Raw genomic sequence first — 26,571 nt, forward strand, 5'->3', positions numbered from 1 at the left:
CCCTCAGAAGCTGCGTGGCAGTTCGAGCAAATGCTCGGCCACGTAGGACAGGATCAGGTTGGTGGAAATCGGCGCCACCTGGTAAAGGCGCGTCTCGCGGAATTTGCGCTCCACGTCGTACTCGCAGGCAAAGCCGAAGCCGCCGTGGGTTTGCAGGCAGGCGTTGGCCGCTTCCCAGGAGGCCTTGGCCGCCAGGTACTTGGCCATGTTCGCGCTGGCTCCGGCATTCGCGCCGCTGTCGTATTCCTCGCAGGCGCGCCAGCGCATCAGGTCTGCCGCTTCGATTTCGATATGCGCTTCGGCAATCGGAAATTGCACGCCCTGGTTCTGCCCGATGGGCCGGCCAAACACCACGCGGTCGCGGGCATAGGCGCTGGCTTTTTCGATAAACCAGCGACCGTCGCCGATGCATTCGGCGGCAATCAAGGTGCGTTCGGCGTTGAGGCCGTCGAGGATGTAGCGAAAGCCCTTGCCCTCTTCGCCAATCAGGCTGTCGGCGGGGATTTCCAGGTTGTCGAAGAACAGCTCGTTGGTTTCGTGGTTGACCATATTGGCGATGGGCTGCACGGTCAGGCCGTTGCCGATGGCTTCGCGCAGGTCAACCAGGAAGATCGACATGCCTTCGGACTTTTTCTTCACTTCGGCCAGCGGCGTGGTGCGCGCCAGCAAAATCATCAAGTCGGAATGCTGCACCCGTGAGATCCACACCTTTTGGCCGTTGATCACGTATTTATCGCCGCGCTTGACGGCGGTGGTCTTGATTTTGGTGGTGTCGGTGCCGGTGGTGGGCTCGGTGACGCCCATCGATTGCAGGCGCAATTCACCGCTGGCGAGCTTGGGCAGGTAGAAGCGTTTCTGCGCCTCGCTGCCGTGGCGCAGCAGGGTAAACATGTTGTACATCTGGCCGTGCACCGTGCCGGAGTTACCGCCGCAGCGGTTGACTTCTTCGAGGATCACCGAGGCTTCGGCCAGGCCCAGGCCGGAGCCGCCGTACTCTTCAGGGATCATCGCCGACAGCCAGCCAGCCTCGGTCAGCGCCTTGACGAAGGCTTCTGGGAAGCCCTTTTCTTCATCGACCTTGCGCCAGTAGGCTGCATCGAATTCGGCACACAAGGCGCGCACGCCTGCGCGGATGGCATTGAGTTCTTCGTTGTCATTCGGGTTCATTTAACGGCTCTCCGCCTGTTGTTCTTGGATTATTCGAAGTGGACTTCAGCTGTCTGAGCCAGGCCATCCGCATTGCCGGCCCACAGTTGGGCCACACCGTTTTCCGTCACTCGTCCAGCCACTTGAAACGCCTGCGGTGCGATTAACGGGCGCACGCCGCGATAGGCAAAACGGCGCAAAGTCGCTTGCGGATGGGCCCGGCAAAAGGCGCGCAGGCTCAAGCTAGCGATCAGTGGCCCATGTACCACCAGCCCGGTATAGCCTTCGGTGCCGGTGACGTAGGGGTAGTCGTAGTGAATGCGGTGGCCGTTGAAGGTCACGGCGCTGTAGCGAAACAGCAGGGTTGGGGTGGGGTCGATCGCTTCAACCCATTCGCCCTCGACCAGAGCGTCGCCACTGCCCTGCTTGGGCGGCGTGGGTTCGCGGTAGACGATGTCCTGTTCCTCGCGGATGGCCAGGCGCCCGTCCTGGAAATAGTCGTGGCGCACGGTGACAAACAGCAGCGAGCCGGTGCGCCCGGTCTTTTCTTCAACCTGGGTGATGGTCGACACGCGGGTGGCGGCCTCACCGGCACGCAGGGCGTGCAGAAACTCGATGCGCCCGCCGGCCCACATACGATTGCGATTGTCAGCCGGTGGCAAGAACCCGCCACGGGCCGGGTGGCCGTCGCTGCCCAGGGCGCTTTCCGGCAGCGGGTCCTGGAAGAAACACCATTGCCACAGCGGCGGCAGCGCGGCGCCAGCCTCAGGCACGGCCTCGCCAAAGGTGGCGGCAATGCGCTTGAGCAGGTTATGGCTCAGGTGGTCGTAGGCGGTTTCGCTTCGGCCGATCCAATCAGTGGCGCTCATCGGGTGCAGGTCCTCGGGCAGTGGGTGTCTGCCCCGGATCATGCAAGCGCCCGCCCGTTCTGAGAATTTGCATTTCAATAAACCAGCGTTCGGTTATGCTGAACGCCGCCCACCCCACTGCAAATCCTATGTGGGAGCTTTGCAGTGATGAGATTCATGTACACACCGGAGCCGCCCCATGCACTTCGATCTCGCCGACCTGCGCCTGTTCATCCATATCGCCGAATCCCCCAGCCTGACCCAGGGTGCCAGGCGTGCGTTCCTCTCGCCGGCGGCTGCTAGTGCGCGGATCAAGGCCCTCGAAGGCCAACTCGACACGCGCCTGTTGTACCGCGATAGCCGTGGCGTGGAGGTCACCCCGGCGGGCGAGCGGTTGCTGCACCATGCACGGCTGATCATGCGCCAGGTGGATTACCTCAAGAGTGAGTTCACCCAATACGGTGTGGACTCCGCCGGGCATATCCGCATCTTCGCCAATACCACGGCGGTCACCGAGTTTTTGCCGGAGGTGCTGGCGGGTTTCCTGTCCCTGCGCCCCGGCGTAACGGTGGACCTGCAGGAGCGCCTGTCCCGCGATATCGTGCGCGGCGTGCTGGACGGCACCAGTGACATGGGCATCATCGCCGGCCCGGTGGAGGCCGCGGGGTTGCAGGTGCTGCATTTCAGCACCGACGAATTGGTGCTGATGGTGCCCGTTGGCCATCCCTTGGCGGACCAGCCATCAGTCACCCTGGACCAGACCCTCGCCTATCAGCATATCGGCCTGCATGAAGGCAGCACCTTGCTGAGCTTTTTGCGTGAACACGTCGAGCGGTTGGGCAAGCACCTGTCGCTGCGTATTCAGGTGTCGAGTTTCGAGGCGATTTGCCGGATGGTCGAGGCCGGCGTGGGCATCGGCATCATTCCCGAGTCTGCCGCCGTGCGGCACAGCCGCACGATGCAGTTGGTGGCCGTGAAGCTGGATGAACCGTGGGCGATTCGCGAACGCAGCATATTGGTGCGCGAGCTTGAGGCCCTGCCCGGCACCATTCGTGCGTTGATCGCCACGTTGATGCCGGACACGCTCAGTGCAAGCTGATGTTGCGCTGGCTGGCGCCGTCAACCGTGATGTGGCTCAAGCGCCCCTGATCGTCGAATAGCAGCCAGCCCTCGCCGGTGCTACGGATGTTTACCTCCGGCCACGGCCACTGCACCACCGCGCACAGGCGGTCACTGCTGCGGTGGATGAAGTGCCAACAGGTATCGAATTCACCCGCCATGTAGCCAATAACCAACCATTGCGCGTCCAGCGCAATGCGCACGGGCACGCCATCCGTGAAGCCGTCGTCATAGCCGGGCATGCGGTAGCCCTTGCGCGTGCCGTTGACCATGATCACCAGAATGGGCGCTTCGCCCTCGGGATGCTTGACCAGAAACTCGAAGGTCTGGGCGAGTGGGCAAAACAGCGGGCTCCCCTGCTCCGTCTGCGGCAGCGGCTCACGCCCCGCCAGGCGGCGCTCGGGCAACCGATAGTGCCAGCGCTCGCCGCCGTGTTGCGGGTCATGGAGCCACAGGAATTCATTGTGCTCATCGCTTTTGAACACGCGGACAGTTCCGGGCAAGTCGCTGACATGCCACAAGATCTCAAAGCCGCGATCCACGTCCACCACACGCAGTTGCCGGCCTTGGCCGATGGTCCAGGTGCTGCCGTCAAACACGTTGGCGAACACATCCAGTAGCAACATCCCGAGGTCAGTCGCCGTGCGGTTTAGCAGGTCCAGCTTGCTGATCCGCCACCCTGTGTCGCGGCGGGTCAGCACCAGTGCCATCTGCTGGCTATGGGCCAAGACGATACGTTGCGCCGGCACGGCGAAGTGAAACAGCGCCTTGCCGGTTGCATCCGTCACCATCGCGCCGGCCTCGCCCAGGGCCACCAGGTAGCGCCCGTCTGCCAACAACACCGCATCCTGTAACGGGCGGCTGCCCATCGCCGGGGCGGGCCATTCAAGCGGGCTGCCCACGCGGTCGAGGGCGCGCACCGGAGGACGCTTGAGCGCCTGGCCCGGCAGGTCTGCCAGCAGGTACTTGTCGCGGCTCATTTTGACCAGCAGTTGCAGTTGGTTGAAGCTCAGCCCGCCACGGCCACTGAGCTGGTCCGCCAGCACGGCGTGCACAGTGGCGCCGGCAAGCCAGGCCAGGGCGGCGCTTTCGGACTTATGCGCCAACAAGGCATGTGCCAGGGCATCACGTTCGAGGTAACGCTCAGGATCGTCGCGTAGCTGTTCGAGCCAGGCGCCGTAAGCGTGCAGGGTCTCGGGCAGCAGAATCGCGCGTTTTACCAACGCCCCCATCGCCAGGCGCCCACCGGCCGCCTCGGCATTGAGCAGCCATCGCGCGGCGCGCGGGCGTTCGGCAGGCAGGCTCCAGACCACCTCGACGGCTTGCAGCCACTGGCCCTTGGCGATCAGCGACTCAGCCCATTCCAGACGCAAGCGGTCGGCCGTTTCCGGCTGCTTGGCCTGAAGCATCACCACCGCCTCGGCAAACGCATTATCACGACGCGCCACCAGCAGGGCGCGCTGCCAGTTCTCGGCCAGGCACAGCAGACGCACGATCACCGCCGCCGGCATGTCCCAGGCCAAGGCCAGGTCGGCAGCTTGCTGATGGCGTGCGTGTTTCTCCAGGTAGTCGAGCGCTTCCTGGCGCTCCTTGAGCAGCTCGGCGAGGACAAACACTGCCTCCTCGATGCGGCCCTCACGGGCCAGGCGCTCGTAAGTCTGGCGATAGACCCGGCGCAGGTGCTCGGTCAGCCCTTCCTCGAACAGGTAGGAACGGCCGTGCCCGTTCTGCTGGCTAAGGGTCAGGTCGTCCCTGCGCTGGGGCGTGCCGAAGTTCTGTTCCACCGAGGACTGCTCGCCGCCCAACGGGATCGCGTGGCGCAAGGCCTCGGAGAAATCGCCGTTTTCGAACATCTCCAGCATGCGCTGCATATAGGCGGCCTGACGCTTGCCATACAGCCTGGAGAGTTTTGAATTCAGGGTCAGGCGGGTCAGCCAACGGCGCCACATGACCGGTTTACGCTGACCCGCCTGAGCCCGTTGGCTGATGTTTGGCGCAGCCGGGGCACGCGGCGGCGCGTGGATGACCGGCGTGCCGCGCTGCAGGAATTTGTTCAGCCCGAGCAATAACAGGGTAAAGACCACGCCACTGATGAGCATCCCCAGAATAACGCTGCCGGCGTGCTCGTTGGTCGGGGCGTGAACCGCTGACGGCGGCGCGGATTGGCCCTGCACTGCCATCCAGATCAGCCCCGCCACCAAAGCCAGGGTCGCGCCGAGTTTCAAGGCCGGGTATTGCGCCGGCGTCGTCGTGTCCCATTGGCTTTGCGCGCGTGTGGGGGCTGGTGTGGGCGCCGGCGCCTGGCGCTGGCGTTCCAACAGCGCCTGCATGACCCCTGCCTGTTCCGGACTGACCGGCTGCAGAGACCCGCCGAGAATCTCGCGCACATCGGTCACCACTGCCTCCGGCAGAGACTGTGCAATGGGCGCGTGGCAATCATAGGTGTCGAGCAAGGTGTAGGCGCTGATGTCGAGCCACTGCCCTGGCTCCAACGCCTGGGCATCACGCAGGTGCAGGGCATGCACGTGGCTGCCGCGCACCAGCCACAGGTCGGCGGGCGGCAAGGCACGCAACTCCTCGGCCGCCAGCCGGGCTGAACACAGGCCACGGCCCTGGCGCACCAGCGGCCACCCGGCGAGGGCTTCGCAGTGCACCGAGACGGGCGCTGCGAACCGCAGCATATCGCCCTCGGCAAAGCGCGATGCGGCAGCGCCCGTGTGCCAGTGCGCGAGGATCAGGCGCGCACGTTCCTGTAGCGCGTAGCGCTCGGCGGACAGCCAAAGGCCATCAATCTGCTGATGACCAGTCAACAGCGGCCGGCGGATCACCAGGGGTTCCTGTTCAAGCATCGGAGCCTCCTTGCTTCAGGTCACACATCACTTGCAAACGCATGGCGCGCTCGGCAAGGGCGTAGACCAATAGTTCACGCGTGGTGGTCAGCACCGCCACCAGGCCGCTCATGGGGCAGAAGCTCGCCCGGGCAATCGGCGCCGAGGTGGTGAACAGAACCCGCGCCTGCCCTTGGACGTACAGGCCGACGGTGTGCTGGTTCGGCCCCAGCAGTACCAACGAGTAGCGCTCTTGCGCGCCATCTTCGTGGTGCAGGCCGATGGCCTTCCAGCCAGGCGGCAGGTCGATCTGGGCTTTTTTCGTGGGGAAGCTGTCATGGGTGACCAGGCGCCAACTCTGATGGCTGCCATGTTGGCTGAGCAATGCGCAGCCACCAAAGTCGTGTGCCCAGCGCGCTGCGCTGGCAAACAGCACCTGGCTGACGCCGGCAGCGGCACCGACCGCGTAGCCCGAGGCCCTGGGGCCCGCAACGGTGGCCGGGTAGATCACCACCTGCGCGCCTTCGCTACGGGCGTAAACCAGCCGCATGGTGTCTACCTGCGCCAGCCCCAGGACGTCGCTCGTCACCCCGCAGCCTGCATCCTCCGGTAAACGCCGACCGCGTTCCTGCCAGTAGGCGAGCTGGCCTTTGCTATCCAGCACGTACAGGCGCTCGGACTGCTGGCCGCGCAGCCACACCGCCGGCAGAAAGGTCGCCGTTCCCGGCGGCAGGTGCATTTCTTCGCGCGACGGCTTGGGCGTGGAAACGATGGTGGGGATGTTCCAGAAATCCAGGTTGTTCTCATCCCCCAGCAGTGCGCCGAGGCTGCGATGGTGAAAGGTCGCGGCGAGCACATGCTGGTGTTTGCCCCACAGGCGGCGCCGCACCTCGATGGCTTTTTTCTGGTTTTTGTGGGGCAGCTTGATCACCACCATCCCAGGCTCGTCCAACATCCGCAGGGCCACATAGTGGCCCGAACCGGAGATCACCGGCGGCAGGGTCAAGGCCACCCGAGGCACCTTGCCGGCAGCGGTCGGCCCTGGCGTGTGCACCTCGTTTTCGAAGTGGCCCTTGAGCAATCGCACGCCCTGTTGCTCATCCGGTAGCGGCAACGACACACGTTGCGTCTGCCCAGGCTGCATGGCGAACGACAGGCTGTGCCCATCCAGGCTGCGCTGAATCTGCACCCGGTGCGTGCACACCTTGGGATCGGTAGCCGGCAAGCGCTGCCCGACCACCCAGCATTCGCCGGTGGCCTGGTCGGCCAGGCAGTCGCGCCATGCCAGCCAATGGCTGTCGCTTACCGTTTCATAGGTACGCGCATTGAGCAGGCGTTTGAGCTGCGCCGCTGAGTCCAACTCATGCAGCACCGGCGCGCCTTGCAGAATCCCCCAGCGCAGTTGCGCCCCGGCATCGCTGGCTCGCCGCGCCAGCAACATCAACAGCGCCAGGTGAACCAGGCGCGCGGCCCCCAGTTGCAAAGGGCCCGCATCGAACAACACGACAATCAGGCGGTTCGCCTCACGGGCACGATACTGGGGGGCGAGGAACATATGCTCGCCCCCCACCGCCCGGCGCAGGAATTCGTCGGGCACTTCATCGGCCAGTAACCATTCGCTGGAGAGCAGCCGCTCGTAGGGCCCGCGGCGCTGCAGATCGCCCAGGCCATCGGGCTCTGGCACGCCGCCCTGGTGCCGGCCACGCAGCGGCCCGAGCACCGGGTTGATGCGGCCCAGCAGGTCAGCGAACAGTGGCAAGTGCTGCGGGGCAAACCATTCCAGCCATTGTCGCCACGGTTGCAGCGCTTCAGGCAGTTGCATGGCGCGCCCCCCAATAGGTTGCGATTCGCTGCAAGACTTCAGGCGACACGGTCTGCAGGCGGTCCAGTGGGATCACCACCTGGGGCTCGCGCCACACCAGCAAGGGCAAACGCTTGAAGCGCGCCGACAAGGCCTGACCGAGCAAATCCTCCGGCACATCCGGCGCCCAACGGGTAGGCAACCAGAGCCCTGGCGCGCAGGCGCTGGGCGCGGCGTAGGCCACCGCGTCGACCCAGGGCAAATCGGCAGTCATACCGGTCACCACCAGCACATCGCCGTTGGCAGTGGCTTGCAGGCGTGCGGCATGTTCGGCGGGGATCAACGCCAGGCGCCGGTGCAAGCGCCTTGCCGCATCGCCCCAGGCCACGGCGGCCTGGGGCTCGGCCGGCACCTGCCGCGAACGCCAGGCCCAGGGCTGCGCTAGCGCACTCATTCGGCAGGGGTCAGCAAGCGAGTGAGTTGCCCCCGCGCCTGCTGCAATGGCTCGGGCAGGGTCTGGCTGTCGAAGTTGGCATCGATCTCGCGCAGCAAGCCTTCCAGCACGGCACTGGCCGGCGGCTCGCTGCGGGCGAGGTAGTCTTCGGCCGTTTCCAGCAGGCGGTTGAACCGCGACATCGGCTGCAAGGTGGCCTCTTCTACCGCACTGAACAGATGGCTGTTGCTCGACGCGGCAAACAGGTCGCGCAACACCTCACGACCATGTTGCTGGGTTTCCTGGGTCGGCAGCACGTACAGCAGCGGCCACAGGTCGGCTTCGCTGGCCTCCAGGCGGCCACCCAGCAGTGCGGCGGCGGCGATCAGCCGCTGGGATTTGACGATGCGCCGGTCGGACAACTGAATGCCGGCTTCGCGCAGGCGGCGAATGGCCTGGGCCAGGGCTGGACGAACGTTGCCGAGGTCGACGCTTTTCATCGCTTGGCTGAGTGTGTCCAGTTGCGTAAGCCCCAGCAACTGTTGGACCGGCCGCTGTTCCGACTGCCAGCCGCCCGCCAACATGGCTTCCAACTGATTGTCCGGTACCGATTCAACAAACAGGTGCAGCAGGAACCGGTCACCGAAGGCCGCCAACGCTTCGTCGTCCGGCAGGCCGTTGGCCGCGCCGACGCACACCCGCAACGGGCATTGAACCTGGGTATGACCACGGCGAAAACGCCGCTCGTTGAGCACGCCCAGCAGGGTATTGAGGATGGCGGTGGAACCGAGGAAGACCTCGTCGAGAAACACGATATCGGCTTCCGGCAGCATGCCGCTGACATCGGTTTCCACCGTGCCTTCGCGCAGCTTTTTCAGGTCCACCGCGCCGAACAGTTCGGATGGCTCGGTAAAGCGCCCGAGCAGGTACTCAAAATAGCGCCCGCCCATGGACTGCGCCACGCGCCGTACCACGGCACTTTTGGCGGTGCCGGGCGGCCCGATGACCAGGATGTGCTCCTGGGCCACGGCAGCCAGCACAATCAGCTCGGCCAGTTGTTCACGCCCGACCAGGCCTTCGGTGGCCGCACGCACGGCTTGGCGAATTTGCGCGGCAGCGCTGTGCAACTGAGCAATCATGGGTGTCTTCCCTGAAACCAAAGCGAGGAATCTTGCCTGAGGCTAAGGTATTAGCAAAGTGTTGTTACACAGTCTTGATCAGGAGTCAGCCCATGCAGCTTGAAGGTTCCTGCCATTGCGGCGCCGTGACGTTCAGCCTCACCAGTGCCCACCCCTACCCTTACCAGCGCTGTTACTGCTCGATCTGCCGCAAGACCCAAGGCGGCGGCGGTTATGCTATCAACCTGTCCGGCGACAGCAAGAGTTTGAAGGTGCGCGGGCGCAAACAGATTTCGATCTACCATGCCAAGCTCAAGCCGGCGGGCGCCAGCCGCGCTCACGCCAGTACCGCCGAGCGCCACTTTTGCTCGCAATGCGGCTCTGCGCTGTGGCTGTTCAGCCCGGAATGGCCGGAGCTGATCCATCCGTTTGCCAGCGCCATCGACACGCCGTTGCCGGTGCCGCCGGAGCATACGCACCTGATGCTGGGGACAAAGGCGCCGTGGGTCGAGGTCAGCCTGCGCAAGGGTGATTTGCAGTTCGATGAATACCCCGAAGAGTCGATTGCCAGGTGGCATGAGCGGCTGGGGCTGAGCCTTTAATGTAGCCTGCAATCTTTAACGCCTTTACTAGGGAGTGGTATGCGCAAGGAATACCTGGCGTTCTTCGTTTCGTTGTTTCTGTCGCGGCTGGCGGACCAGATTCTGCTGTTTCTGGTGCCATTGATCGTGTTCCAGGCCACCCAAAGTGTGGCCTGGGCCGGGCTGGCGTTTTTTGTCGAGTCGCTGCCGCGTTTTCTCGCGTTCCCGGTGTGCGGCGCCTTGTGCGACAAGTTCTCGCCGGTGCGCATCCTGCATATCAGCCAGATGTACCGGGCGCTGGCCTGTGTGGTCGCGGTAGCGTTGTATGGGGTATTCGATGGCATCTACTGGCTGGTAGGCCTGTCGGCACTCTGCGGGGTGTTGACCACCCAAGGCGTCATGGCCCGCGAAGTGTTGATGCCGCATATCTTCGCGCAGTACAGCTATGCCAAGACACTGTCGTACTCGCAGATCGCCGATCAATCCGGCCTGGTGCTGGGGCCGCTGGTCGCCGCACTGATGTTGGAGGCAGGAGCCTGGCATTGGGTGGTGCTGGGGGTTGCCGTTCTGTTCGGGCTGGCGGACCTGGCGATGCGCGCCTGGCAACGCAACACCACGGTGGCGTGGGAAAGCCACGCACAGCACCGGGATATCTGGGTGCAACCGCTGCGCATCGCCTTCGGGCATATCCGCGAGCTGGCGGGGCTCAAACGCCTGATTGCGCTGACGGTGGGCGTGAACCTGATCATCGGCGTGACCCTGGCCACCTCCGCCGCCATGGTCACTGGCCAATTTGCCGCCGGCAAGGATGCCTACGCGCTGTTGCAAGCCGCAGGCGCGCTGGTGACTATCGCGATTCTGTTTTACCTGGCGCGCGCGACCTTGCCGCTGAAGATCCTCGGCGCCGTGTCCTACGGGCTGATCGCCATCGGCGCGTTGATCACAGCGCTGAGCCCCAACCTGTGGGCGTATTCAGTGGGTTTCCTGCTGGTGATCGGCTTCGACAAAATGTACAGCGTGTATATGCGCAGCGTCCGGCAAAAGGTTATCCCGGTGCAGGACTTCGGCAAGACGGTGGGCGTGATCACTTTGCTCAACAACCTGCCCCAACCCTTGGCAGGTCTGGTGGTTGCGCTAGTGGCTGCGCCCTTGGGCACGCAAACGGTGATCCTGCTGCTGACCGGCATCACCGCACTGCTCGGCGTGGCCGTTGCCTCAGGCTGGCACGCCACTGTGAAAGCGGAACTCGATGTCGGGTGATTCGATCAGTTCCTGCTCGACCGCCCTCACCCGCTCGATCACCTGGGCGATGTCCTTGGCATCGCCGTACTGGTAAGCCAGTTTCAGGTAACCCTGGAAGTGCCGCGCCTCGCTTTTCAGCAGGCCGAAGTAGAACTTGCCGAGTTCTTCGTCCAAATGCGGCACCAGCGCTTCGAAACGCTCGCAACTGCGCGCTTCGATAAACGCGCCGACCACCAGGGTATCCACCAGCTTGACCGGTTCATGGCTGCGCACCACCTTGCGCAAACCCGAGGCATAGCGCCCGGCGTGCAACTGGCGCAACTCGACCTTGCGCTTTTTGATCAGGCGCATGACCTGCTCATGGTGCACCAGCTCTTCGCGGGCCAGGCGCGACATCATATTGATCAGGTCAACATGCGCGTGGTACTTGGCGATCAGGCTCAGGGCAGTGCTGGCGGCCTTGAATTCGCAGTTCTTGTGGTCGATCAGCAGGGTGTCCTGATCGGCCAGCGCGGCCTGGACCCAGGCGTCAGGGGTGCGGCAGCCGAGGAATTCGTGGATTTCGGGCAGGTTCATCGGGCTCACGGGCAAAAGGATCACAAAAGGCCGGCGATTATACCGACCGCGCCGCAGACCACCAGCCACTGGCCTTGATGTGTATCAACATGACGGCGGCCGGCCAGCAACTATAGTTATTCCACGCCCACCCTTTTGGAGATCCCGCTCATGCAAGCCATCCGCAGCATTCTCGTGGTGATCGAACCCGAACATTCGGAAAGCCTGGCGCTCAAGCGCGCCAAACTGATTGCCGGGGTTACCGGCGCGCACCTGCATTTGCTGGTCTGCGACAAAAAACACGAGCATTCGGCGCTGTTGAGCCTGCTCAAGTCGGGGCTGCTGGAGGATGGCTACAGCGTGACCACCGAGCAGGCCTGGAATGCCAGCCTGCATGAAACCATCATCGACGTGCAGCAGGCCGAGGGCTGTGGCCTGGTGATCAAGCAGCATTTCCCCGACAGCCCGCTGAAAAAAGCTTTGCTGACCCCGGCGGACTGGAAGCTGCTGCGCTACTGCCCGACGGCGGTGCTGCTGGTCAAGACCGCCACGCCGTGGGCCGGCGGGGTGATTCTGGCGGCCATCGACGTGGGCAATACCGATGGCGAGCATCGGGCCCTGCACAATTCCATCATCGACCACGGCTTCGACATCGCCAGCCTGGCCAAGGCGCAGTTGCATGTGATCAGCGCCCATCCGTCGCCGATGCTGTCGGCGGCCGACCCGACCTTCCAGCTCAAGGAAACCATCGCGGAGCGCTACCGCGAGCAGTGTCGGGCGTTCCAGGCCGAATTCGACGTGGATGACAAGCACCTGCATATCGAGGAAGGCCCGGCGGATGTGTTGATTCCGCACCTTGTGCACAAATTGCAGGCGGCGGTCACCATTATCGGCACCGTTGGACGCACCGGGGTGTCCGGCGCGTTGATCGGCAACACGGCGGAGGTGATTCTGGATGCGGTGGACAGCGATGTGCTGGTGCTCAAGCCCGAGACGCTGATGGATCATCTGGAAGAGTTGGCGACCAGGGCCTGACAGTGTCCGTCCCACATTTAAATGATTAGTGTCAGGTAGATAGCGCATCTTTCAAGAATCCAGGTGCGATATAGCGCTGGTAATGCGCCTCGGACAGGATAAAAAACTCACGATCAATCGCATCACGCAAATCCGGCAGGCTCCACTCACGAAACTCCGGCAGCAGCACCATGCCATACGCCTCCAAGTTGGAAATCACCCGCGCGCCCCGCGCGATCAACTGGTAGGCCCAGCAGTACTCGGACTGGTGCGGCACGAAGCGGATCTTGCGCTGCTCCAGTTGGCCGCGCAGGGTCTTGGGGTCGAAGATCTCCAGCTTGCCGGCCATTACCTGTACCAGCAACTGCTCCAGACGCAGCCACACCGCGCGTTTTTCTTCTTCGTTATAGCCGTTCCACTGGATCACCTCGTGGTGGAAGCGCTTGCAGCCACGGCATACGAGATCGCCGTAGACCGTGGAGCACAGGCCGACGCAGGGGGTTTTGATGGCTTGGTTGGACATGGGCAACAACACGCAGATCAGCGAAACAGTGCGCCATGTTAGCCCTTTGTCTAAGGTTGATCACCCAGCAAACTTAGCGTGGCAACTTACCTTTAGATTTTTTTTGCCGTAGAATCACCCGGCCTTGTAAGGCGCCAATAATCCGCTGGAAGCTGTTTTCAAAGCGTCACGAGCACAGTCGTTCCTTCAGAACGGTGTTGGCGATGGTTATTACCCGGTAGGTCAATAGCCAGCGCCAACCCTCATCAGCCCCGTTCTGCAGGCGTAAAACTTTGAAAGCAGCTTCTGTGAGGAATGCCGGCAGCGCTGGCTTTGCGGCCCAAAAAGCCCCCGAGCGCATGCGTGCCGTTCATTTCTGGATGAGCGTCCCGTGGGACCACTGATGAGGGTAATAACTGTGCTTGAAGCCTACCGCAAACATATCGAAGAGCGTGCAGCCCTGGGTATTGTTCCCCAGCCGCTTAACGCCGAACAAACCGCAGGCCTGGTCGAGCTGCTGAAAAATCCTCCGGCTGGCGAAGAAGAATTTCTCGTTGACCTGATCACCAACCGCATTCCACCAGGTGTTGACGAAGCTGCCTACGTCAAGGCCGGTTTCCTGTCTGCCCTGGCCAAGGGCGAAGCCACTTCCCCCCTGATCGACAAGAAACGCGCTGTTGAACTGCTTGGCACCATGCAAGGCGGCTACAACATCGTGACGTTGGTCGAGCTGCTGGACGACGCCACGCTGGCGCCTGTCGCCGCCGCCCAACTCAAGCACACCCTGCTGATGTTCGACGCGTTCCACGACGTGGCCGAAAAAGCCAAGAACGGCAACGAGCACGCCAAAGGCGTGATCCAGTCCTGGGCTGACGGCGAATGGTTCCGCAACCGCCCTACCCTGGCCGACAAGATCAGCCTGCGCGTATTCAAGGTCACCGGCGAAACCAACACCGACGACCTGTCCCCTGCCCCGGACGCCTGGTCCCGCCCTGACATCCCGCTGCACGCCCTGGCCATGCTGAAAATGGCCCGCGAAGGCATCGTGCCGGACGAGCAAGGCAAGACCGGCCCGATGAAGCAGATCGAAGAGATGCGCGGCCAAGGCTTCCCGATCGCCTACGTCGGTGACGTGGTCGGTACCGGTTCGTCGCGTAAATCGGCAACCAACTCGGTGCTGTGGTTCTTCGGCGACGACGTTCCTTACGTGCCGAACAAGCGCGCCGGCGGTTTCTGCTTCGGCAGCAAGATCGCTCCAATCTTCTACAACACCATGGAAGATGCTGGCGCACTGCCAATCGAATTCGACGTCACCAACATGAACATGGGCGACGTGATCGACCTGTATCCGCATGCTGGCAAAGTCTGCAAACACGGCACCGATGAAGTCCTGACCACCTTCGAAATGAAGACTCCGGTGCTGTTGGACGAAGTCCGCGCCGGCGGCCGTATCCCGCTGATCATCGGCCGCGGCCTGACCGACAAGGCACGTGCCGAACTGGGCCTGGGCCCTACCGACCTGTTCAAGCTGCCTGAAGCACCGGTTGACACCGGCAAGGGCTTCACCCTGGCACAGAAAATGGTTGGCCGCGCTTGCGGCCTGGCAGAAGGCAAAGGCGTTCGTCCTGGTACCTACTGCGAACCGAAGATGACCACCGTAGGTTCCCAGGACACCACCGGTCCGATGACCCGTGATGAACTGAAAGACCTCGCGTGCCTGGGCTTCTCGACCGATCTGGTAATGCAGTCCTTCTGCCATACCGCGGCTTACCCAAAGCCGATCGACGTGACCACCCACCACACCCTGCCTGACTTCATCATGACCCGTGGCGGTGTATCGCTGCGTCCAGGCGACGGCATCATCCACAGCTGGCTGAACCGCATGCTGCTGCCGGATACCGTCGGCACCGGTGGTGACTCCCACACCCGTTTCCCGATGGGCATCTCGTTCCCGGCCGGTTCCGGTCTGGTCGCGTTTGCCGCAGCCACAGGCGTAATGCCACTGGACATGCCGGAATCGATCCTGGTGCGCTTCAAAGGCAAAATGAAACCTGGCATCACCCTGCGTGACCTGGTTCATGCCATTCCTTACTACGCGATCCAGGCTGGCCTGTTGACCGTAGAGAAGAAAGGCAAGAAAAACGCCTTCTCCGGCCGCATCCTGGAAATCGAAGGCCTGAACGACCTGACGCTGGAACAGGCTTTCGAGCTGTCCGACGCCTCGGCTGAACGTTCGGCTGCCGGTTGCACCATCAAGCTGTCGAAAGATTCGGTGACCGAGTACCTGAACTCCAACATCACCCTGCTGCGCTGGATGATCGGCGAAGGCTACGGCGATGCACGCACCCTGGAACGTCGCGCCCAAGCGATGGAAGCCTGGGTTGCCAACCCTGAGCTGATGGAAGCCGATGCCGACGCGGAATACGCCGAAATCATCGAGATCGACCTGGCCGAAATCAACGAGCCGATCCTCTGCGCGCCAAACGACCCGGACGACGCCCGTCTGCTGTCGAGCGTTGCCGGTGAGAAGATCGACGAAGTGTTCATCGGTTCGTGCATGACCAACATCGGTCACTTCCGCGCTGCCGGTAAGTTGCTGGAACAGGTCAAGGGTCAGCTGCCAACCCGTCTGTGGCTGTCGCCGCCGACCAAGATGGACGCTCACCAACTGACCGAAGAAGGCTACTACGGCATCTACGGCAAGGCTGGCGCGCGCATGGAAATGCCGGGCTGCTCGCTGTGCATGGGCAACCAGGCACGTGTTGAGCCGAATTCGACCGTTGTGTCGACTTCGACCCGTAACTTCCCGAACCGTCTGGGTGACGGCGCGAACGTCTACCTGGCCTCGGCCGAGCTGGCGGCAGTCGCATCCACCCTGGGTCGCCTGCCGACCGTCGAAGAGTACATGGGCTACGCAGCGAAACTGGACACCATGGCCAGTGACGTCTACCGCTACCTGAACTTCGACCAGATCGCCGAGTTCCGCAAGATCGCAGCAAGCGCCAACATTCCGGTGATTCAAGCCTAAGATGTTGATGCAATAAAAACGCCGTGCATCTCTAGATGCACGGCGTTTTTTTATGCCTGAAATACAGTATTCGCAACACCACAAAACAAATGTGGGAGGGGGCTTGCCCCCGATTGCAGTGGCCCAGTCAACCTCTTCATTGACTGATTCACCGCCATCGGGGGCAAGCCCCCTCCCACATTTGGATCTGTGAAGTCATACAGACCGCATCAGGCCTTAAGCAATAAACGAATACACCAACGCCGTAATCGCCACCAAGCCTACCGCCGTCACAAACACATTCGATGCCTGTCCACGGTACTTGGCCATGGCCGGCACCTTGCGGATCGCATACATCGGCATCAGGAACAGGATCGACGCAATGATCGGCCCGCCCAGGGTTTCGATCATGCCGAGAATGCTTGGGTTGAGCGTGGCGACAGCCCAGCACACCACCAGCATGAACGCGGCGGTCATGCGGTCCAGGGACTTGACGGCCGGGCGACGACCGGTTTTCAGCACCAGGCCCTTGAGGCCCTCGCTGGCGCCGATGTAGTGGCCCAGGAACGACTTGGCAATCGCCACGAACGCAATCAACGGTGCGGCGAAGGCGATGGTCGGGTTGTCGAAGTGGTTAGCCAGGTACGACAGGATCGACAGGTTCTGCGCTTTCGCCTCGGCCAGCTGCGCCGGCGACAGCGTCAGCACGCAGCTGAACACGAAGAACAGCACCATCACCACCATCAACAGGTGGGCGCGGGACAGGATCTGCGAGCTGCGCTCATCGGCGTTGGCGCCGTACTGACGCTTCTGGTCCACCGCAAAGGCCGAGATGATCGGCGAGTGGTTGAACGAGAAGACCATGACCGGAATCGCCAGCCACAGGGTGTTGAGCAATGCCGAAGGCGCCGGGACTTCACTGGCGGTGCTGAGGATGCCACCGGTCCAATGCGGGATCAGGTACACCGCCAGGAACAGCAAGGCGACGATAAACGGATACACCATCAGGCTCATGGCCTTGACGATCACCTGCTCACCACAACGCACCACGGCCAGCAAACCGAGGATCAGCACCAGCGAGAGGATCGCCCGTGGCGGCGGCATGATATGCAGCTGGTGCTCCATGAAACTGCCGACGGTGTTGGTCAACGCCACGCTGTAGATCAGCAGGATCGGGAAGATCGCAAAGAAGTACAGCAAGGTAATCAGTGCACCGGCCTTGATGCCGAAGTGTTCTTCAACCACGTCGGTGATGTCGGAACCTTCGCGGCCGGACAGTACGAAACGGGTCAGGCCACGGTGGGCAAAGAACGTCATCGGGAAGGCCAGCGCGGCCAGGATCACCAGGGGCCAGAAGCCGCCCAGGCCGGCGTTGATGGGCAGGAACAAGGTACCGGCGCCAATGGCGGTGCCGAACAGGCCGAGCATCCAGGTAGTGTCCTGACGGCTCCAGCTTGCGAGGGTTGCAGGTGTCGTTGCATAGCGTTCGTCGACGCTATTGGCCTGATCATTCATCCGGTCGGATCTCCGCATTTACACAGCCGGGACGAGTCAGAAAAACCTGACAGGCAGCGCCCCGACCATAGAAGGGGCCGGATTGTCCGGGATTCTCGTTAATAAGCAAAGACTTAGCTGAGGAACGGTTGGCCGGTGCAGAGACTCAGGGTTCGCCCCACGCACCGGTTTCGTGGGCATTGGCACGCTACAGCTAATACATTCCCATAAAAATCTATTTTAGAATCCCTTGCCTTCCTGTAGCTTTCACACAGCACCCGCCGTTTATCCTGTGAGCCCCGCCATGCCTCGCGTCTCCCGCAAACAAGCCGAACTCAACCGCGAAATCATCGTCGAGGCCGCCACGCACCTGTTTCGTGAGCGTGGGCTGCACGGCATCAGCCTGTCGGACGTGATGGCTGCCGCCGGCCTGACCCACGGCGGTTTCTACGGGCACTTTGCGTCCAAGGAAGCCTTGGCGACAGAAGCCTGCCAACAGGCGTTCGTGCATGCCAACCAGGGCTGGCAGGACAAGATCAGCCGCAGTGAAGACCTGCCGGCGGCCCGGCAGGCGGTATTGGCCCCGTACCTGTCTGCGACCCACCGTGACAACCCGGGGGACGGCTGCCCGATCTCGGCATTTACCCCGGACATGTGCCGCGAGCCCGCCGACACAGCCTTGCAGCACGCGTTCATTGCGGGCGTCGAGCAGTCGCTGGAAATCTTCGCGCAGCTCGAAGGTGGTGACCGCCAGAGCATGCTGGCCAAATACGCCATGATGATCGGTGCCATTACCCTCGCGCGCGCGACACGCGGCAGTGAACTGTCAGATGAATTCCTTGACGCTGTACGGAACACACTATTGCCCGTTGACATGCCTTCGCCTGCCGCAGCATGATCGGGCCATGAATTTGACTCGGTTGAACCTCACCCGCACCACCACCACGACCGCTTACGGCGGGTCGCGCGGTGGCTGTGAGGGTTAGCCAAACACTTCACAGTTTCAACCCAAGGCCCCGCCAGCAATGGACGGGGCCTTTTTATTGCTCCGCCATCTGGCACTCACAAGGAGCACCACCATGGCTGACGCCCTGCTGATCATCGATATGCAAACCGGCCTTTACGATGGCCCGGAAAAACCCTTCGAGCGCGAGCGCGTGCTGGGCACCATCAACCAGCTGATCCAGCGCGCCCGCCAGGCCGGCGCACCGATCTTCGTCGCCCGCCACACCGGCCCGGCGGGCTCACCGATTGAGGCAGGCAGTCAGTTGTGGCAGCTGTGGCACGAACTGCAGATCGATGAGGCCAACGATCACCTCTTCAACAAAACCCGCCCCAGCTGTTTCCTGGGCACCGACCTGGCGCAGCAACTGAAGGCCGCCAACGTGAGTGAACTGGTAATCGTCGGCATGAAAACCCAGTTCTGCATCGACACCACGTGCCGGGTGGCGGTTGAGCTGGGGTTTTCAGTGGTATTGCCTGAAGACGGCCATACCTGCATGGACACCCCGACGCTTGCGGCCGAGGCGATTATCGAGCATCACAATGCAACGTTGGCTGGCGCGTTTGTGAAGCGCGTGAAAGCCGCCGATATCGACTTCTAAGCAAACAAACACGGCAGGTGCGCGCAAGCTCGCGCCTGCCGTAAACTTTTTCGCGCATACTCATTCCCCTCAAACCCTTCAGGAAGAGCGTTCCGATGACCACCACTGTTCTGGTTCTGGTTGAAACCATCAACGAATACCTGCAAATCATCGAGAGCAATGACTTTCACGTGATCCTGGCGCCGACGCCCGCCGAACGCGCCCAGGCCATCAAGGCCCATGGCGGCCAGATCAAGGCCGTGCTGACCCGTGGCCCGCTGGGCTTGTACGCCGAGGAAATCGCCGCCCTGCCGCTGCTGGAGATCATCTGCGTGATCGGCGCCGGCTACGAGCATGTGGACCTGCAGGCCGCCAGCAACCGTGGGATCGTGGTCACCAACGGCGCCGGCGTAAACGCACCGTCGGTGGCCGACCACGCCATGGCGCTGCTGTTGTCGCTGGTGCGCGGTATCCCGCAGACCGACGCCGCCGTGCGTCGCAGCGAGTGGCCCAAGGTGATGCGCCCGTCCCTGGGCGGCAAGCAGTTGGGCATTCTCGGGCTGGGCGCGGTGGGGCTGGAAATCGCCAAGCGCGCCGCCCTGGGCTTTGGCATGGAGGTGAGCTACCACAACCGCCAGCCGCGCGATGATGTGGACTACACCTACTGCTCCACCGCAGTGGAACTGGCGCGCACCTCGGACTTCCTGATTCTGGCCACGCCCGGCGGCGCCAGCACCCGCCACCTGATCGATCGCAACGCCCTCGACGCCCTCGGCCCCAATGGTTACCTGGTGAATATCGGGCGCGGCAGCGTGGTGGTCACCGCCGACCTGGTGGCCGCCCTCGAGCAGCGGCGTATCGGCGGCGCAGCCCTGGACGTGTTCGACGACGAACCCAAGGTGCCCGACGCCCTAAAGCGCCTGAGCAATACCGTGCTCACCTCCCATGTGGCCGGCCTGTCCCCCGAAGCCGCCCACGACACCGTGCAGCGCGTGGCCGACAACCTGGTGGAATACTTCGCCGGCCGGCCGGTGCTCACGCCGGTCACGTTGCCCACGCCTGAAAAATGACCGATCAGGCACGCTGATCCTCCTTCAACACGCTAACCTATTAAGCCGCCCCGACCTTGTCGCTGGGCGGTTGCGCGCATTAGATTAGGAAATAGTCCAAGGCCTTTAGAATAAGCAGAAGGGATAAGCATGGCGCTGAACGACCAATCGACCCAGATTCGCCCAGGCGAAGAACTTGATGCCAGCCTGATCGATCCCTACCTCAAGGCCCATATCCCGGGCCTGCACGGCACGCCCACGATCAGCCAGTTCCCCGGCGGCGCGTCGAACCTGACCTACCTGCTGGAATACCCCGGCCAGGAATTTGTGCTGCGCCGCCCGCCCTTCGGCCACAAGGCCAAGTCCGCCCACGACATGGGCCGCGAATACCGCATTCTCAATCAGCTTAAAGACGGCTTCCCGTATTGCCCCAAGGCCTACGTGCATTGCACCGACGAATCGGTGATCGGCGCGGAGTTCTACGTGATGGAGCGCGTCAACGGCATCATCCTGCGTTCCGATCTGCCCGCCGAGCTCAACCTGGACGCCGCCAAGACCGAAGCCCTGTGCAAAAGCTTCATCGACAAGTTCGTCGAACTGCACCAGGTCGACTACAACGCCTGCGGCCTGGCCGACCTGGGCAAGCCTGAAGGCTATGTAGAACGCCAGATTCGCGGTTGGAGCGATCGTTACGAAAAAGCCCTGACCCCCGACGCGCCAAAATGGGAAGCCGTACGCGCCTGGCTCAACGACAAGATGCCGGCCGACCACCCTACCTCCAGCATCGTGCACAACGACTACCGCTTCGATAACGTGATCCTCGACCCGCACAACCCGATGCAGATCATCGGCGTGCTCGACTGGGAGCTGACCACCCTCGGCGACCCGTTGATGGACCTGGGCAACACCCTCGCCTACTGGATCGAAGCCGGCGACCCGGCACCGGTGCAATTGATGCGCCGCCAGCCGAGCAACGCGCCGGGCATGCTCACCCGCCGCGAGTTCGTCGACTACTACGCCGAACGCTCAGGCATCCAGATCGACAATTTCGACTTTTACTACACCTACGGCCTGTTCCGTCTGGCCGGCATCGTGCAGCAGATCTACTACCGTTTCTTCCATGGCCAGACCCAGGACAAACGCTTTGCGCAGTTCATCCACATGAACACGCTGCTGGAGCAGATGAGCCTGAATGTCATCGGCAAATCCGCGCTCTGATCGCCCATAACAAGGAACTCCCATGTCCAAGACCCACCTGTTCGACCTCGACGGCAAAATCGCTTTCGTTTCCGGCGCCAGCCGTGGCATCGGCGAGGCCATCGCCAAGTTGCTGGCCCAGCAAGGCGCCCACGTAATCGTCTCAAGCCGCAAGCTCGAAGGCTGCCAGCACGTGGCCGACGCGATCATCGCCGACGGCGGCAAGGCCACGGCGATTGCCTGCCATATCGGTGAAATGGAGCAGATCACCCAAGTGTTCGCCGGCATTCGCGAGCAGTTCGGGCGCCTGGATATCCTGGTCAACAACGCGGCCACCAACCCGCAGTTCTGCAATGTGCTGGACACCGACCTCGGCGCGTTCCAGAAAACCGTCGACGTGAACATTCGCGGCTACTTCTTCATGTCGGTGGAAGCCGGAAAGCTGATGCGCGACAACGGCGGCGGCAGCATCATCAACGTCGCGTCGATCAACGGGATTTCACCCGGCGTGTTCCAGGGCATCTATTCGGTGACCAAGGCCGCAGTGATCAACATGACCAAGGTGTTCGCCAAGGAATGCGCGGCGTTCGGCATCCGCTGCAATGCGCTGCTGCCGGGCCTGACCGACACCAAGTTCGCCTCTGCACTGGTGAAGAACGACGCGATCCTGAAAATGGCCCTGGCGCAGATCCCGCTCAAGCGCGTGGCCGACCCGAGCGAGATGGCCGGCGCAGTGTTGTTCCTGGCCAGCGATGCATCCAGCTACACCACCGGTGTATCGCTGAATGTGGATGGTGGTTTCCTGTCCTGAGTCAGCCTGAGCCTCTACTGATCGATTTACGCGTAACCTTGGCGTAGATCGATTTGCCTCAGGATGAAACATGGAACTGCATATTGTCATCAAGGGCCGCAAGGACCTGGCCGCCCAGCTGTATCAGCAGTTACGCGAAGCCATCTCGGCCGGGCGCCTCGCGGCGGGTGCGCAACTGCCACCCAGCCGCCTGTTGGCCGAGCAATTAGGCGTATCGCGCAAGACCGTGTCCGATACCTATGCCACGCTGACCTATGAAGGCTTGCTGGTGGGCCAGATTGGCCGCGGCACCTTCGTCAACGCCTGGGCACCCGACCAGGATCGCGTGCAAACCGCCACCGACCTGGCTTGCGCCGCCAACCTGGCGAAATGGCAGGCATTGCCCTCGCCCATGCGTCACCCCACCCGCGATGACACCCTGCGCTACGAATTCCTCGGCGGCGCCACCAGCCGCCACCAGTTTCCCCAGGATGAATGGCGACGCTGCACCCAGGACGCGCTGCGGCGTATCGCCCAGAACAGCGGTTACTACAGCCAGCCCGAAGGCTTGCCGGCACTGCGCAGTGCCATCGCCGGGCATATCGCGTTTTCCCGCGGGGTCAAATGCCGTGACAGCGATATCGTGGTCACCAATGGCGCGCAGCAGGCCCTGGACCTGATCGCCCGGGTGGTGCTGGAACCGGGCTGCATCGTCGCCATGGAAGACCCCGGCTACAGCCCCGCGCGCCAGCTGTTCCAGGCCATGGGCGCGAGCGTCGCGAGTGTGCCGGTGGACGCGCAGGGCATCCAGGTCGAGCAGATCCCCGACGGCACGCGGCTGATCTACGTGACGCCGTCCCACCAGTTCCCCCTCGGCATGCCCATGAGCCTGCCCCGCCGTGAAGCCCTGCTGGCGCGCGCGTTCGAGCTGGGCGCGATCATCATCGAGGACGACTACGACAGCGAATTCCGCTACGAAGGCCGCCCTACGGATTCGCTGCAAAGCATGGACACCCGGGGCGTGGTGACTTACGTGGGCACCTTCTCGAAAACCCTGCTGCCGGAGTTGCGCCTGGGCTATGCGGTGCTGCCGCCGGCGATCTATGGCGCGGTGCTCAAGGCCAAGCAACTGACCGACCAGCACAGCTCGACCCTGCCGCAATGGGCGCTGGCCAAGTTTATCGACGAGGGCTACCTGCTCAAGCATATCCGTCGCTGCCACACCGTGTACGCCGGGCGCCGCGAGCGCATCCTGCAACGACTGGCGGGGGATTTGTCGCCGTGGTTCGAGGCGGTGCCGACAGTGGCGGGCTTCCATATGGCCGCACTGTGCAAGGTAGCGGTGAATATCCCGCTGCTGATACAACTGGCGCGCCAGGTGGAAGTGGGCCTTTACCCGCTGGACGTGTTCTTCCACGACGCGCCGGTAAGGCCGGGGCTCATCATCGGCTTCGGCGCCATCGAAACCCTGGACATCGACCCGGCGCTGGACAAGGTGCGCGATATTCTGCAGCAGATTGGCTAGGGAGTTTTCCGCAGGATTGGTTATTGGTCAGCGATGGCACGCGGCGTAGGGTGAACGGGTCTCGAACCACTCGGAAACTTCGCCATGAAACGCCTGCTCGCTACCAGCCTGATGCTCACCTCCCTCAGCGCTTTTGCCCATGAACCGGTGTACAACCAGGAATCCATCAAGGTGTTGCAAGAACACGCCCTGACCAACGTACCCGGCAAAAAAACCATCATGCTCACCGTGGACTACGCCCCCGGCCAGGCCACCGTGCCCCATAGCCACACCGGCACCGCCGTGGCCTATGTGCTGCAAGGCGCGATTACTTCGCGGGTGAATGACGAGAAGGCGAAGACCTACAAGGTGGGTGAGTCGTTCTACGAACCGGCCGGCTCTCGGCACTTTGAATCGAGCAATGCCAGCCAGACAAAGTCCGCCAAGCTACTGGTGGTGATGGTGCTGGATGACAAGGCCGAGGTGCTCACCCCGCTGCCCAAGTAACCCACCCCCTCCCACATTTTTGATCTCTATACATCCGGGATTCAGGGACGCTTGAACTGGCGGCGCAGTTGCTCGATCCGAGGTCGGCAGGCGCAACCTTCGAGATGATCGTTGACCATCCCCATCGCCTGCATCAGCGCATACATCGTGGTCGGGCCCACAAAGGTCCAGCCGCGTTTCTTCAAGGCTTTGGACAAGCGCACCGAGGCCGGGGATGTCGGGTTACCCGTCCAAAACGCCAGGTCCACCACGGCCGGTCGCTCATCGGGGGTAGGCTCAAACGCCCACAACCAGCGCGCCAGTGACCCGGTTTCATCCACCTGCTCACAGGCCCTGCGCGCATTGTTGATCGCGGAGAGGATCTTCGCCCGGTTGCGCACGATGCCGGGGTCCTGCATCAGCCGTTCAATGTCTGCTTCGCCATACTGCGCCACCCGGCGAAAATCAAAGCCCTCGAACGCCGCGCGAAACTGTTCGCGCTTGCGCAAAATGGTGATCCACGCCATGCCCGCCTGGAAGCCCTCCAGGCAAATCTTCTCGTACAGCTGGATATCATCCGCCACCGGCACGCCCCACTCATGGTCGTGGTAATGCGGGTATTGCGGCGCAGCCGTGCGCCAGGTGCAGTAGGTTTGCCCGGTTTCGTCCGTGGTCAGTCCTGGTGTGTCCATCCGTCACCTCTAATGCCGAGCGGCGGATGATAAGCGAAAAAATTTCCAGCCCGCCAACCGCTCAAGCATCGCCCTCGCCGACCTACTGGTCAGACCGGGACCTGCCGACCGCCGAATATTTACTTGTGATTTGAAAAAAACCCAGCGTAGACTGGCCCCGCACTGGACATACCGGTAAGACCACAACAATTAAGCCCTGGAACCACCAGGGCACCGAATAGAGATCCCTCCCATGCTCAGATGGTGCTCGCGTTCGATTTTCCTCCAAGTCGTGATTGGCCTGATGCTCGGCATCGCCTGCGGCCTGGCCCTTCCCGAATTCTCCTCGCAACTCAAACCCCTCGGTGACGGCTTTATCAAGCTGATCAAGATGCTGATCGGCCTGATCGTATTCTGCGTGGTGGTCAGCGGCATTTCCGGTGCCGGCGACTTGAAGAAGGTCGGTCGCATCGGCCTCAAGTCGGTGATCTACTTCGAAGTGCTCACCACCATCGCCCTGGTGATCGGCCTGATCATGGCCTTCAGCACCGGTATCGGCCAAGGCGCCAATATCCATCTGGAGCAGCTTTCCTCCGCCGGCTTGAATGAACTGGCCGACAAGGGCCAGCACATCAAGGGCACCAGCCAGTTCCTGATGGACCTGATCCCCAACTCGGTGATCGGCGCGTTTGCCGACAACAATGTGCTGCAAGTGCTGCTGTTCTCGGTGCTGTTCGGCAGCGCGTTGAACCTGGTGGGTGAAGCCGCCTCAGGCATTTCGCGGCTGATCAACGAGCTGAGCCACGTCATCTTCCGCATCATGGGCATGATCGTGCGCCTGGCGCCGATTGGCGTGTTCGGCGCCATCGCCTTCACCACCAGCACCTACGGCCTGGACTCGCTGCAACACCTGGGCAGCCTGGTCGGTTTGTTCTACCTCACCTGCTTTGCCTTCGTCGCGCTGATCCTCGGCCTGGTGATGCGCCTGTCGGGCCTGCGCATGTTGCCGCTGCTCAAGTACCTGCGCGAAGAACTGCTGATCGTGATGGGCACCGCCTCCTCCGACGCCGTGCTGCCACAGATCATGCGCAAGCTGGAACACTTAGGCATTGGCAGCTCCACCGTGGGCCTGGTGATTCCGACCGGGTACTCGTTCAACCTCGACGGTTTTTCGATCTACCTGACCCTGGCCATCGTGTTTATCGCCAACGCCACCGGTACACCGCTGTCGATGACGGATCTGATGACCATCCTGCTGGTGTCGCTGATTACTTCCAAGGGCGCCCACGGGATTCCCGGTTCGGCGCTGGTGATCCTGGCGGCAACGCTGACCGCGATCCCGGCGATTCCGGTGGTGGGCCTGGTGCTGGTGCTGGCGGTGGACTGGTTCATGGGCATCGGCCGCGCGCTGACCAACCTGATCGGCAACTGCGTGGCCACCGTGGCCATCGCCCGCTGGGAAAAGGACATCGACATCCAGCGCGCCAACAAGGTGCTGGACGGTCAGCAAGGCTATGCCTTCCAGGCCAAGAAACCAGTATTGCCGGCGCATCAAGAGTTTTGATCAAGCAACTCAGACCCAATGTGGGAGGGGGCAAGCCCC

The 26,571-nt window shown here is 62.5% G+C and carries 23 protein-coding genes; 13 read left to right on the forward strand and 10 right to left on the reverse strand.

The features are described 5' to 3' along the window. Window positions 1-3: 3 nt before the first annotated feature. Window positions 4-1,167, reverse strand: a complete 1,164-nt coding sequence (locus AC0IYH_RS16640) for an acyl-CoA dehydrogenase family protein (RefSeq protein WP_122771979.1) — start codon at window positions 1,165-1,167, stop codon at window positions 4-6. Window positions 1,168-1,196: 29 nt separating this feature from the next. Then, window positions 1,197-2,015: an HTD2 family dehydratase gene (locus tag AC0IYH_RS16645; protein WP_471835205.1), complete on the reverse strand. Its 819-nt coding sequence runs from the start codon at window positions 2,013-2,015 to the stop codon at window positions 1,197-1,199. A gap of 178 nt (window positions 2,016-2,193) precedes the next feature. Here AC0IYH_RS16645 and AC0IYH_RS16650 point away from each other — a divergent pair, with 178 nt between their 5' ends. Continuing rightward, complete coding sequence (locus AC0IYH_RS16650; RefSeq protein WP_122771977.1) at window positions 2,194-3,093, forward strand: LysR family transcriptional regulator; 900 nt, start codon at window positions 2,194-2,196, stop codon at window positions 3,091-3,093. Here the strand turns inward: AC0IYH_RS16650 and AC0IYH_RS16655 are convergent. From AC0IYH_RS16655 to AC0IYH_RS16670, 4 genes are read right to left on the reverse strand one after another with little or no spacing between them, the layout of a single operon-like run. After that, the gene (locus AC0IYH_RS16655) at window positions 3,080-5,962 is read right to left on the reverse strand and encodes a bpX6 domain-containing protein (RefSeq protein WP_471835207.1); all 2,883 of its coding nucleotides are present in this window, start codon (window positions 5,960-5,962) and stop codon (window positions 3,080-3,082) included. The two genes, AC0IYH_RS16650 and AC0IYH_RS16655, sit on opposite strands and share 14 nt — an antisense overlap. Continuing rightward, the gene (locus AC0IYH_RS16660; protein ID WP_122771975.1) at window positions 5,955-7,763 is read right to left on the reverse strand and encodes a hypothetical protein; all 1,809 of its coding nucleotides are present in this window, start codon (window positions 7,761-7,763) and stop codon (window positions 5,955-5,957) included. The genes AC0IYH_RS16655 and AC0IYH_RS16660 overlap by 8 nt, the downstream gene beginning before the upstream one ends. Continuing rightward, window positions 7,750-8,196 (reverse strand): bpX5 domain-containing protein, encoded by a 447-nt coding sequence (locus AC0IYH_RS16665; RefSeq protein WP_122771974.1) that lies wholly within the window; start codon window positions 8,194-8,196, stop codon window positions 7,750-7,752. The genes AC0IYH_RS16660 and AC0IYH_RS16665 overlap by 14 nt, the downstream gene beginning before the upstream one ends. Next, window positions 8,193-9,314 carry an AAA family ATPase gene (locus AC0IYH_RS16670; protein WP_122677175.1) on the reverse strand — a complete coding sequence of 374 codons (1,122 nt, stop codon included), beginning with the start codon at window positions 9,312-9,314 and terminating at the stop codon, window positions 8,193-8,195. The genes AC0IYH_RS16665 and AC0IYH_RS16670 overlap by 4 nt, the downstream gene beginning before the upstream one ends. 92 nt (window positions 9,315-9,406) lie before the next feature. Here AC0IYH_RS16670 and AC0IYH_RS16675 point away from each other — a divergent pair, with 92 nt between their 5' ends. Continuing rightward, complete coding sequence (locus AC0IYH_RS16675; RefSeq protein WP_122771972.1) at window positions 9,407-9,895, forward strand: GFA family protein; 489 nt, start codon at window positions 9,407-9,409, stop codon at window positions 9,893-9,895. A 39-nt stretch (window positions 9,896-9,934) separates the two neighbouring features. Then, complete coding sequence (locus AC0IYH_RS16680; protein WP_471835209.1) at window positions 9,935-11,134, forward strand: MFS transporter; 1,200 nt, start codon at window positions 9,935-9,937, stop codon at window positions 11,132-11,134. Here the strand turns inward: AC0IYH_RS16680 and AC0IYH_RS16685 are convergent. Then, window positions 11,090-11,692, reverse strand: a complete 603-nt coding sequence (locus AC0IYH_RS16685; RefSeq protein WP_471835210.1) for a MiaE family protein — start codon at window positions 11,690-11,692, stop codon at window positions 11,090-11,092. The two genes, AC0IYH_RS16680 and AC0IYH_RS16685, sit on opposite strands and share 45 nt — an antisense overlap. A 150-nt stretch (window positions 11,693-11,842) precedes the next feature. On the opposite strand from AC0IYH_RS16685, the gene AC0IYH_RS16690 reads away from it, so the two are divergent. Then, on the forward strand, window positions 11,843-12,706 hold the full coding sequence (locus tag AC0IYH_RS16690) for a universal stress protein (RefSeq protein ID WP_471835212.1): 864 nt from the start codon (window positions 11,843-11,845) through the stop codon (window positions 12,704-12,706). A 31-nt stretch (window positions 12,707-12,737) separates the two neighbouring features. Here AC0IYH_RS16690 and AC0IYH_RS16695 read toward each other — a convergent pair whose 3' ends face one another. Beyond that, the gene (locus AC0IYH_RS16695) at window positions 12,738-13,208 is read right to left on the reverse strand and encodes a DUF1289 domain-containing protein (protein ID WP_471835214.1); all 471 of its coding nucleotides are present in this window, start codon (window positions 13,206-13,208) and stop codon (window positions 12,738-12,740) included. 397 nt (window positions 13,209-13,605) lie between these two features. Between AC0IYH_RS16695 and acnB the strand changes: the two genes are divergently transcribed. Continuing rightward, complete coding sequence (gene acnB / locus AC0IYH_RS16700; RefSeq protein ID WP_116629010.1) at window positions 13,606-16,215, forward strand: bifunctional aconitate hydratase 2/2-methylisocitrate dehydratase; 2,610 nt, start codon at window positions 13,606-13,608, stop codon at window positions 16,213-16,215. A gap of 216 nt (window positions 16,216-16,431) precedes the next feature. Here acnB and AC0IYH_RS16705 read toward each other — a convergent pair whose 3' ends face one another. Further along, window positions 16,432-17,709, reverse strand: a complete 1,278-nt coding sequence (locus AC0IYH_RS16705; protein WP_471835216.1) for a serine/threonine transporter — start codon at window positions 17,707-17,709, stop codon at window positions 16,432-16,434. A 283-nt stretch (window positions 17,710-17,992) separates the two neighbouring features. On the opposite strand from AC0IYH_RS16705, the gene AC0IYH_RS16710 reads away from it, so the two are divergent. From AC0IYH_RS16710 to AC0IYH_RS16740, 7 genes are all read left to right on the forward strand, one after another. Beyond that, on the forward strand, window positions 17,993-18,586 hold the full coding sequence (locus tag AC0IYH_RS16710) for a TetR family transcriptional regulator (protein ID WP_122771968.1): 594 nt from the start codon (window positions 17,993-17,995) through the stop codon (window positions 18,584-18,586). 181 nt (window positions 18,587-18,767) lie between these two features. Beyond that, complete coding sequence (locus AC0IYH_RS16715) at window positions 18,768-19,292, forward strand: cysteine hydrolase family protein (protein ID WP_122771967.1); 525 nt, start codon at window positions 18,768-18,770, stop codon at window positions 19,290-19,292. A 95-nt stretch (window positions 19,293-19,387) separates the two neighbouring features. Next, complete coding sequence (locus AC0IYH_RS16720; protein WP_471835218.1) at window positions 19,388-20,341, forward strand: 2-hydroxyacid dehydrogenase; 954 nt, start codon at window positions 19,388-19,390, stop codon at window positions 20,339-20,341. A gap of 129 nt (window positions 20,342-20,470) precedes the next feature. Further along, on the forward strand, window positions 20,471-21,538 hold the full coding sequence (locus AC0IYH_RS16725; protein ID WP_471835220.1) for a phosphotransferase family protein: 1,068 nt from the start codon (window positions 20,471-20,473) through the stop codon (window positions 21,536-21,538). Between the two features lie 22 nt (window positions 21,539-21,560). Then, a complete protein-coding gene (locus tag AC0IYH_RS16730) occupies window positions 21,561-22,328 on the forward strand; it encodes an SDR family oxidoreductase (protein WP_065885280.1) in 768 nt (255 codons plus the stop codon). 70 nt (window positions 22,329-22,398) lie between these two features. After that, window positions 22,399-23,832 carry a MocR-like pyridoxine biosynthesis transcription factor PdxR gene (gene pdxR / locus AC0IYH_RS16735; protein WP_116629004.1) on the forward strand — a complete coding sequence of 478 codons (1,434 nt, stop codon included), beginning with the start codon at window positions 22,399-22,401 and terminating at the stop codon, window positions 23,830-23,832. Window positions 23,833-23,916: 84 nt separating this feature from the next. Next, entirely contained in the window at window positions 23,917-24,318 is a 402-nt protein-coding gene (locus tag AC0IYH_RS16740) for a cupin domain-containing protein (protein WP_471835222.1), read from the forward strand. A gap of 41 nt (window positions 24,319-24,359) precedes the next feature. On the opposite strand, the gene AC0IYH_RS16745 is transcribed toward AC0IYH_RS16740, so the two are convergent. Next, entirely contained in the window at window positions 24,360-24,989 is a 630-nt protein-coding gene (locus AC0IYH_RS16745) for a DNA-3-methyladenine glycosylase I (protein WP_471835224.1), read from the reverse strand. Between the two features lie 217 nt (window positions 24,990-25,206). On the opposite strand from AC0IYH_RS16745, the gene AC0IYH_RS16750 reads away from it, so the two are divergent. After that, window positions 25,207-26,532, forward strand: coding sequence for a C4-dicarboxylate transporter DctA (locus AC0IYH_RS16750; RefSeq protein WP_177411974.1), 1,326 nt, complete (start codon window positions 25,207-25,209; stop codon window positions 26,530-26,532). Window positions 26,533-26,571 lie beyond the last annotated feature (39 nt).

It is taken from the genome of Pseudomonas sp. AC463 (assembly GCF_979253585.1).

Coding starts and splice junctions, on each gene's coding strand:
- AC0IYH_RS16640 (WP_122771979.1), bottom strand. CDS start 1,167: ATGAACCCGAATGACAACGAAGAACTCAATGCCATCCGCGCAGGCGTG.
- AC0IYH_RS16645 (WP_471835205.1), bottom strand. CDS start 2,015: ATGAGCGCCACTGATTGGATCGGCCGAAGCGAAACCGCCTACGACCAC.
- AC0IYH_RS16650 (WP_122771977.1), top strand. CDS start 2,194: ATGCACTTCGATCTCGCCGACCTGCGCCTGTTCATCCATATCGCCGAA.
- AC0IYH_RS16655 (WP_471835207.1), bottom strand. CDS start 5,962: ATGCTTGAACAGGAACCCCTGGTGATCCGCCGGCCGCTGTTGACTGGT.
- AC0IYH_RS16660 (WP_122771975.1), bottom strand. CDS start 7,763: ATGCAACTGCCTGAAGCGCTGCAACCGTGGCGACAATGGCTGGAATGG.
- AC0IYH_RS16665 (WP_122771974.1), bottom strand. CDS start 8,196: ATGAGTGCGCTAGCGCAGCCCTGGGCCTGGCGTTCGCGGCAGGTGCCG.
- AC0IYH_RS16670 (WP_122677175.1), bottom strand. CDS start 9,314: ATGATTGCTCAGTTGCACAGCGCTGCCGCGCAAATTCGCCAAGCCGTG.
- AC0IYH_RS16675 (WP_122771972.1), top strand. CDS start 9,407: ATGCAGCTTGAAGGTTCCTGCCATTGCGGCGCCGTGACGTTCAGCCTC.
- AC0IYH_RS16680 (WP_471835209.1), top strand. CDS start 9,935: ATGCGCAAGGAATACCTGGCGTTCTTCGTTTCGTTGTTTCTGTCGCGG.
- AC0IYH_RS16685 (WP_471835210.1), bottom strand. CDS start 11,692: ATGAACCTGCCCGAAATCCACGAATTCCTCGGCTGCCGCACCCCTGAC.
- AC0IYH_RS16690 (WP_471835212.1), top strand. CDS start 11,843: ATGCAAGCCATCCGCAGCATTCTCGTGGTGATCGAACCCGAACATTCG.
- AC0IYH_RS16695 (WP_471835214.1), bottom strand. CDS start 13,208: ATGTCCAACCAAGCCATCAAAACCCCCTGCGTCGGCCTGTGCTCCACG.
- AC0IYH_RS16705 (WP_471835216.1), bottom strand. CDS start 17,709: ATGAATGATCAGGCCAATAGCGTCGACGAACGCTATGCAACGACACCT.
- AC0IYH_RS16710 (WP_122771968.1), top strand. CDS start 17,993: ATGCCTCGCGTCTCCCGCAAACAAGCCGAACTCAACCGCGAAATCATC.
- AC0IYH_RS16715 (WP_122771967.1), top strand. CDS start 18,768: ATGGCTGACGCCCTGCTGATCATCGATATGCAAACCGGCCTTTACGAT.
- AC0IYH_RS16720 (WP_471835218.1), top strand. CDS start 19,388: ATGACCACCACTGTTCTGGTTCTGGTTGAAACCATCAACGAATACCTG.
- AC0IYH_RS16725 (WP_471835220.1), top strand. CDS start 20,471: ATGGCGCTGAACGACCAATCGACCCAGATTCGCCCAGGCGAAGAACTT.
- AC0IYH_RS16730 (WP_065885280.1), top strand. CDS start 21,561: ATGTCCAAGACCCACCTGTTCGACCTCGACGGCAAAATCGCTTTCGTT.
- pdxR (WP_116629004.1), top strand. CDS start 22,399: ATGGAACTGCATATTGTCATCAAGGGCCGCAAGGACCTGGCCGCCCAG.
- AC0IYH_RS16740 (WP_471835222.1), top strand. CDS start 23,917: ATGAAACGCCTGCTCGCTACCAGCCTGATGCTCACCTCCCTCAGCGCT.
- AC0IYH_RS16745 (WP_471835224.1), bottom strand. CDS start 24,989: ATGGACACACCAGGACTGACCACGGACGAAACCGGGCAAACCTACTGC.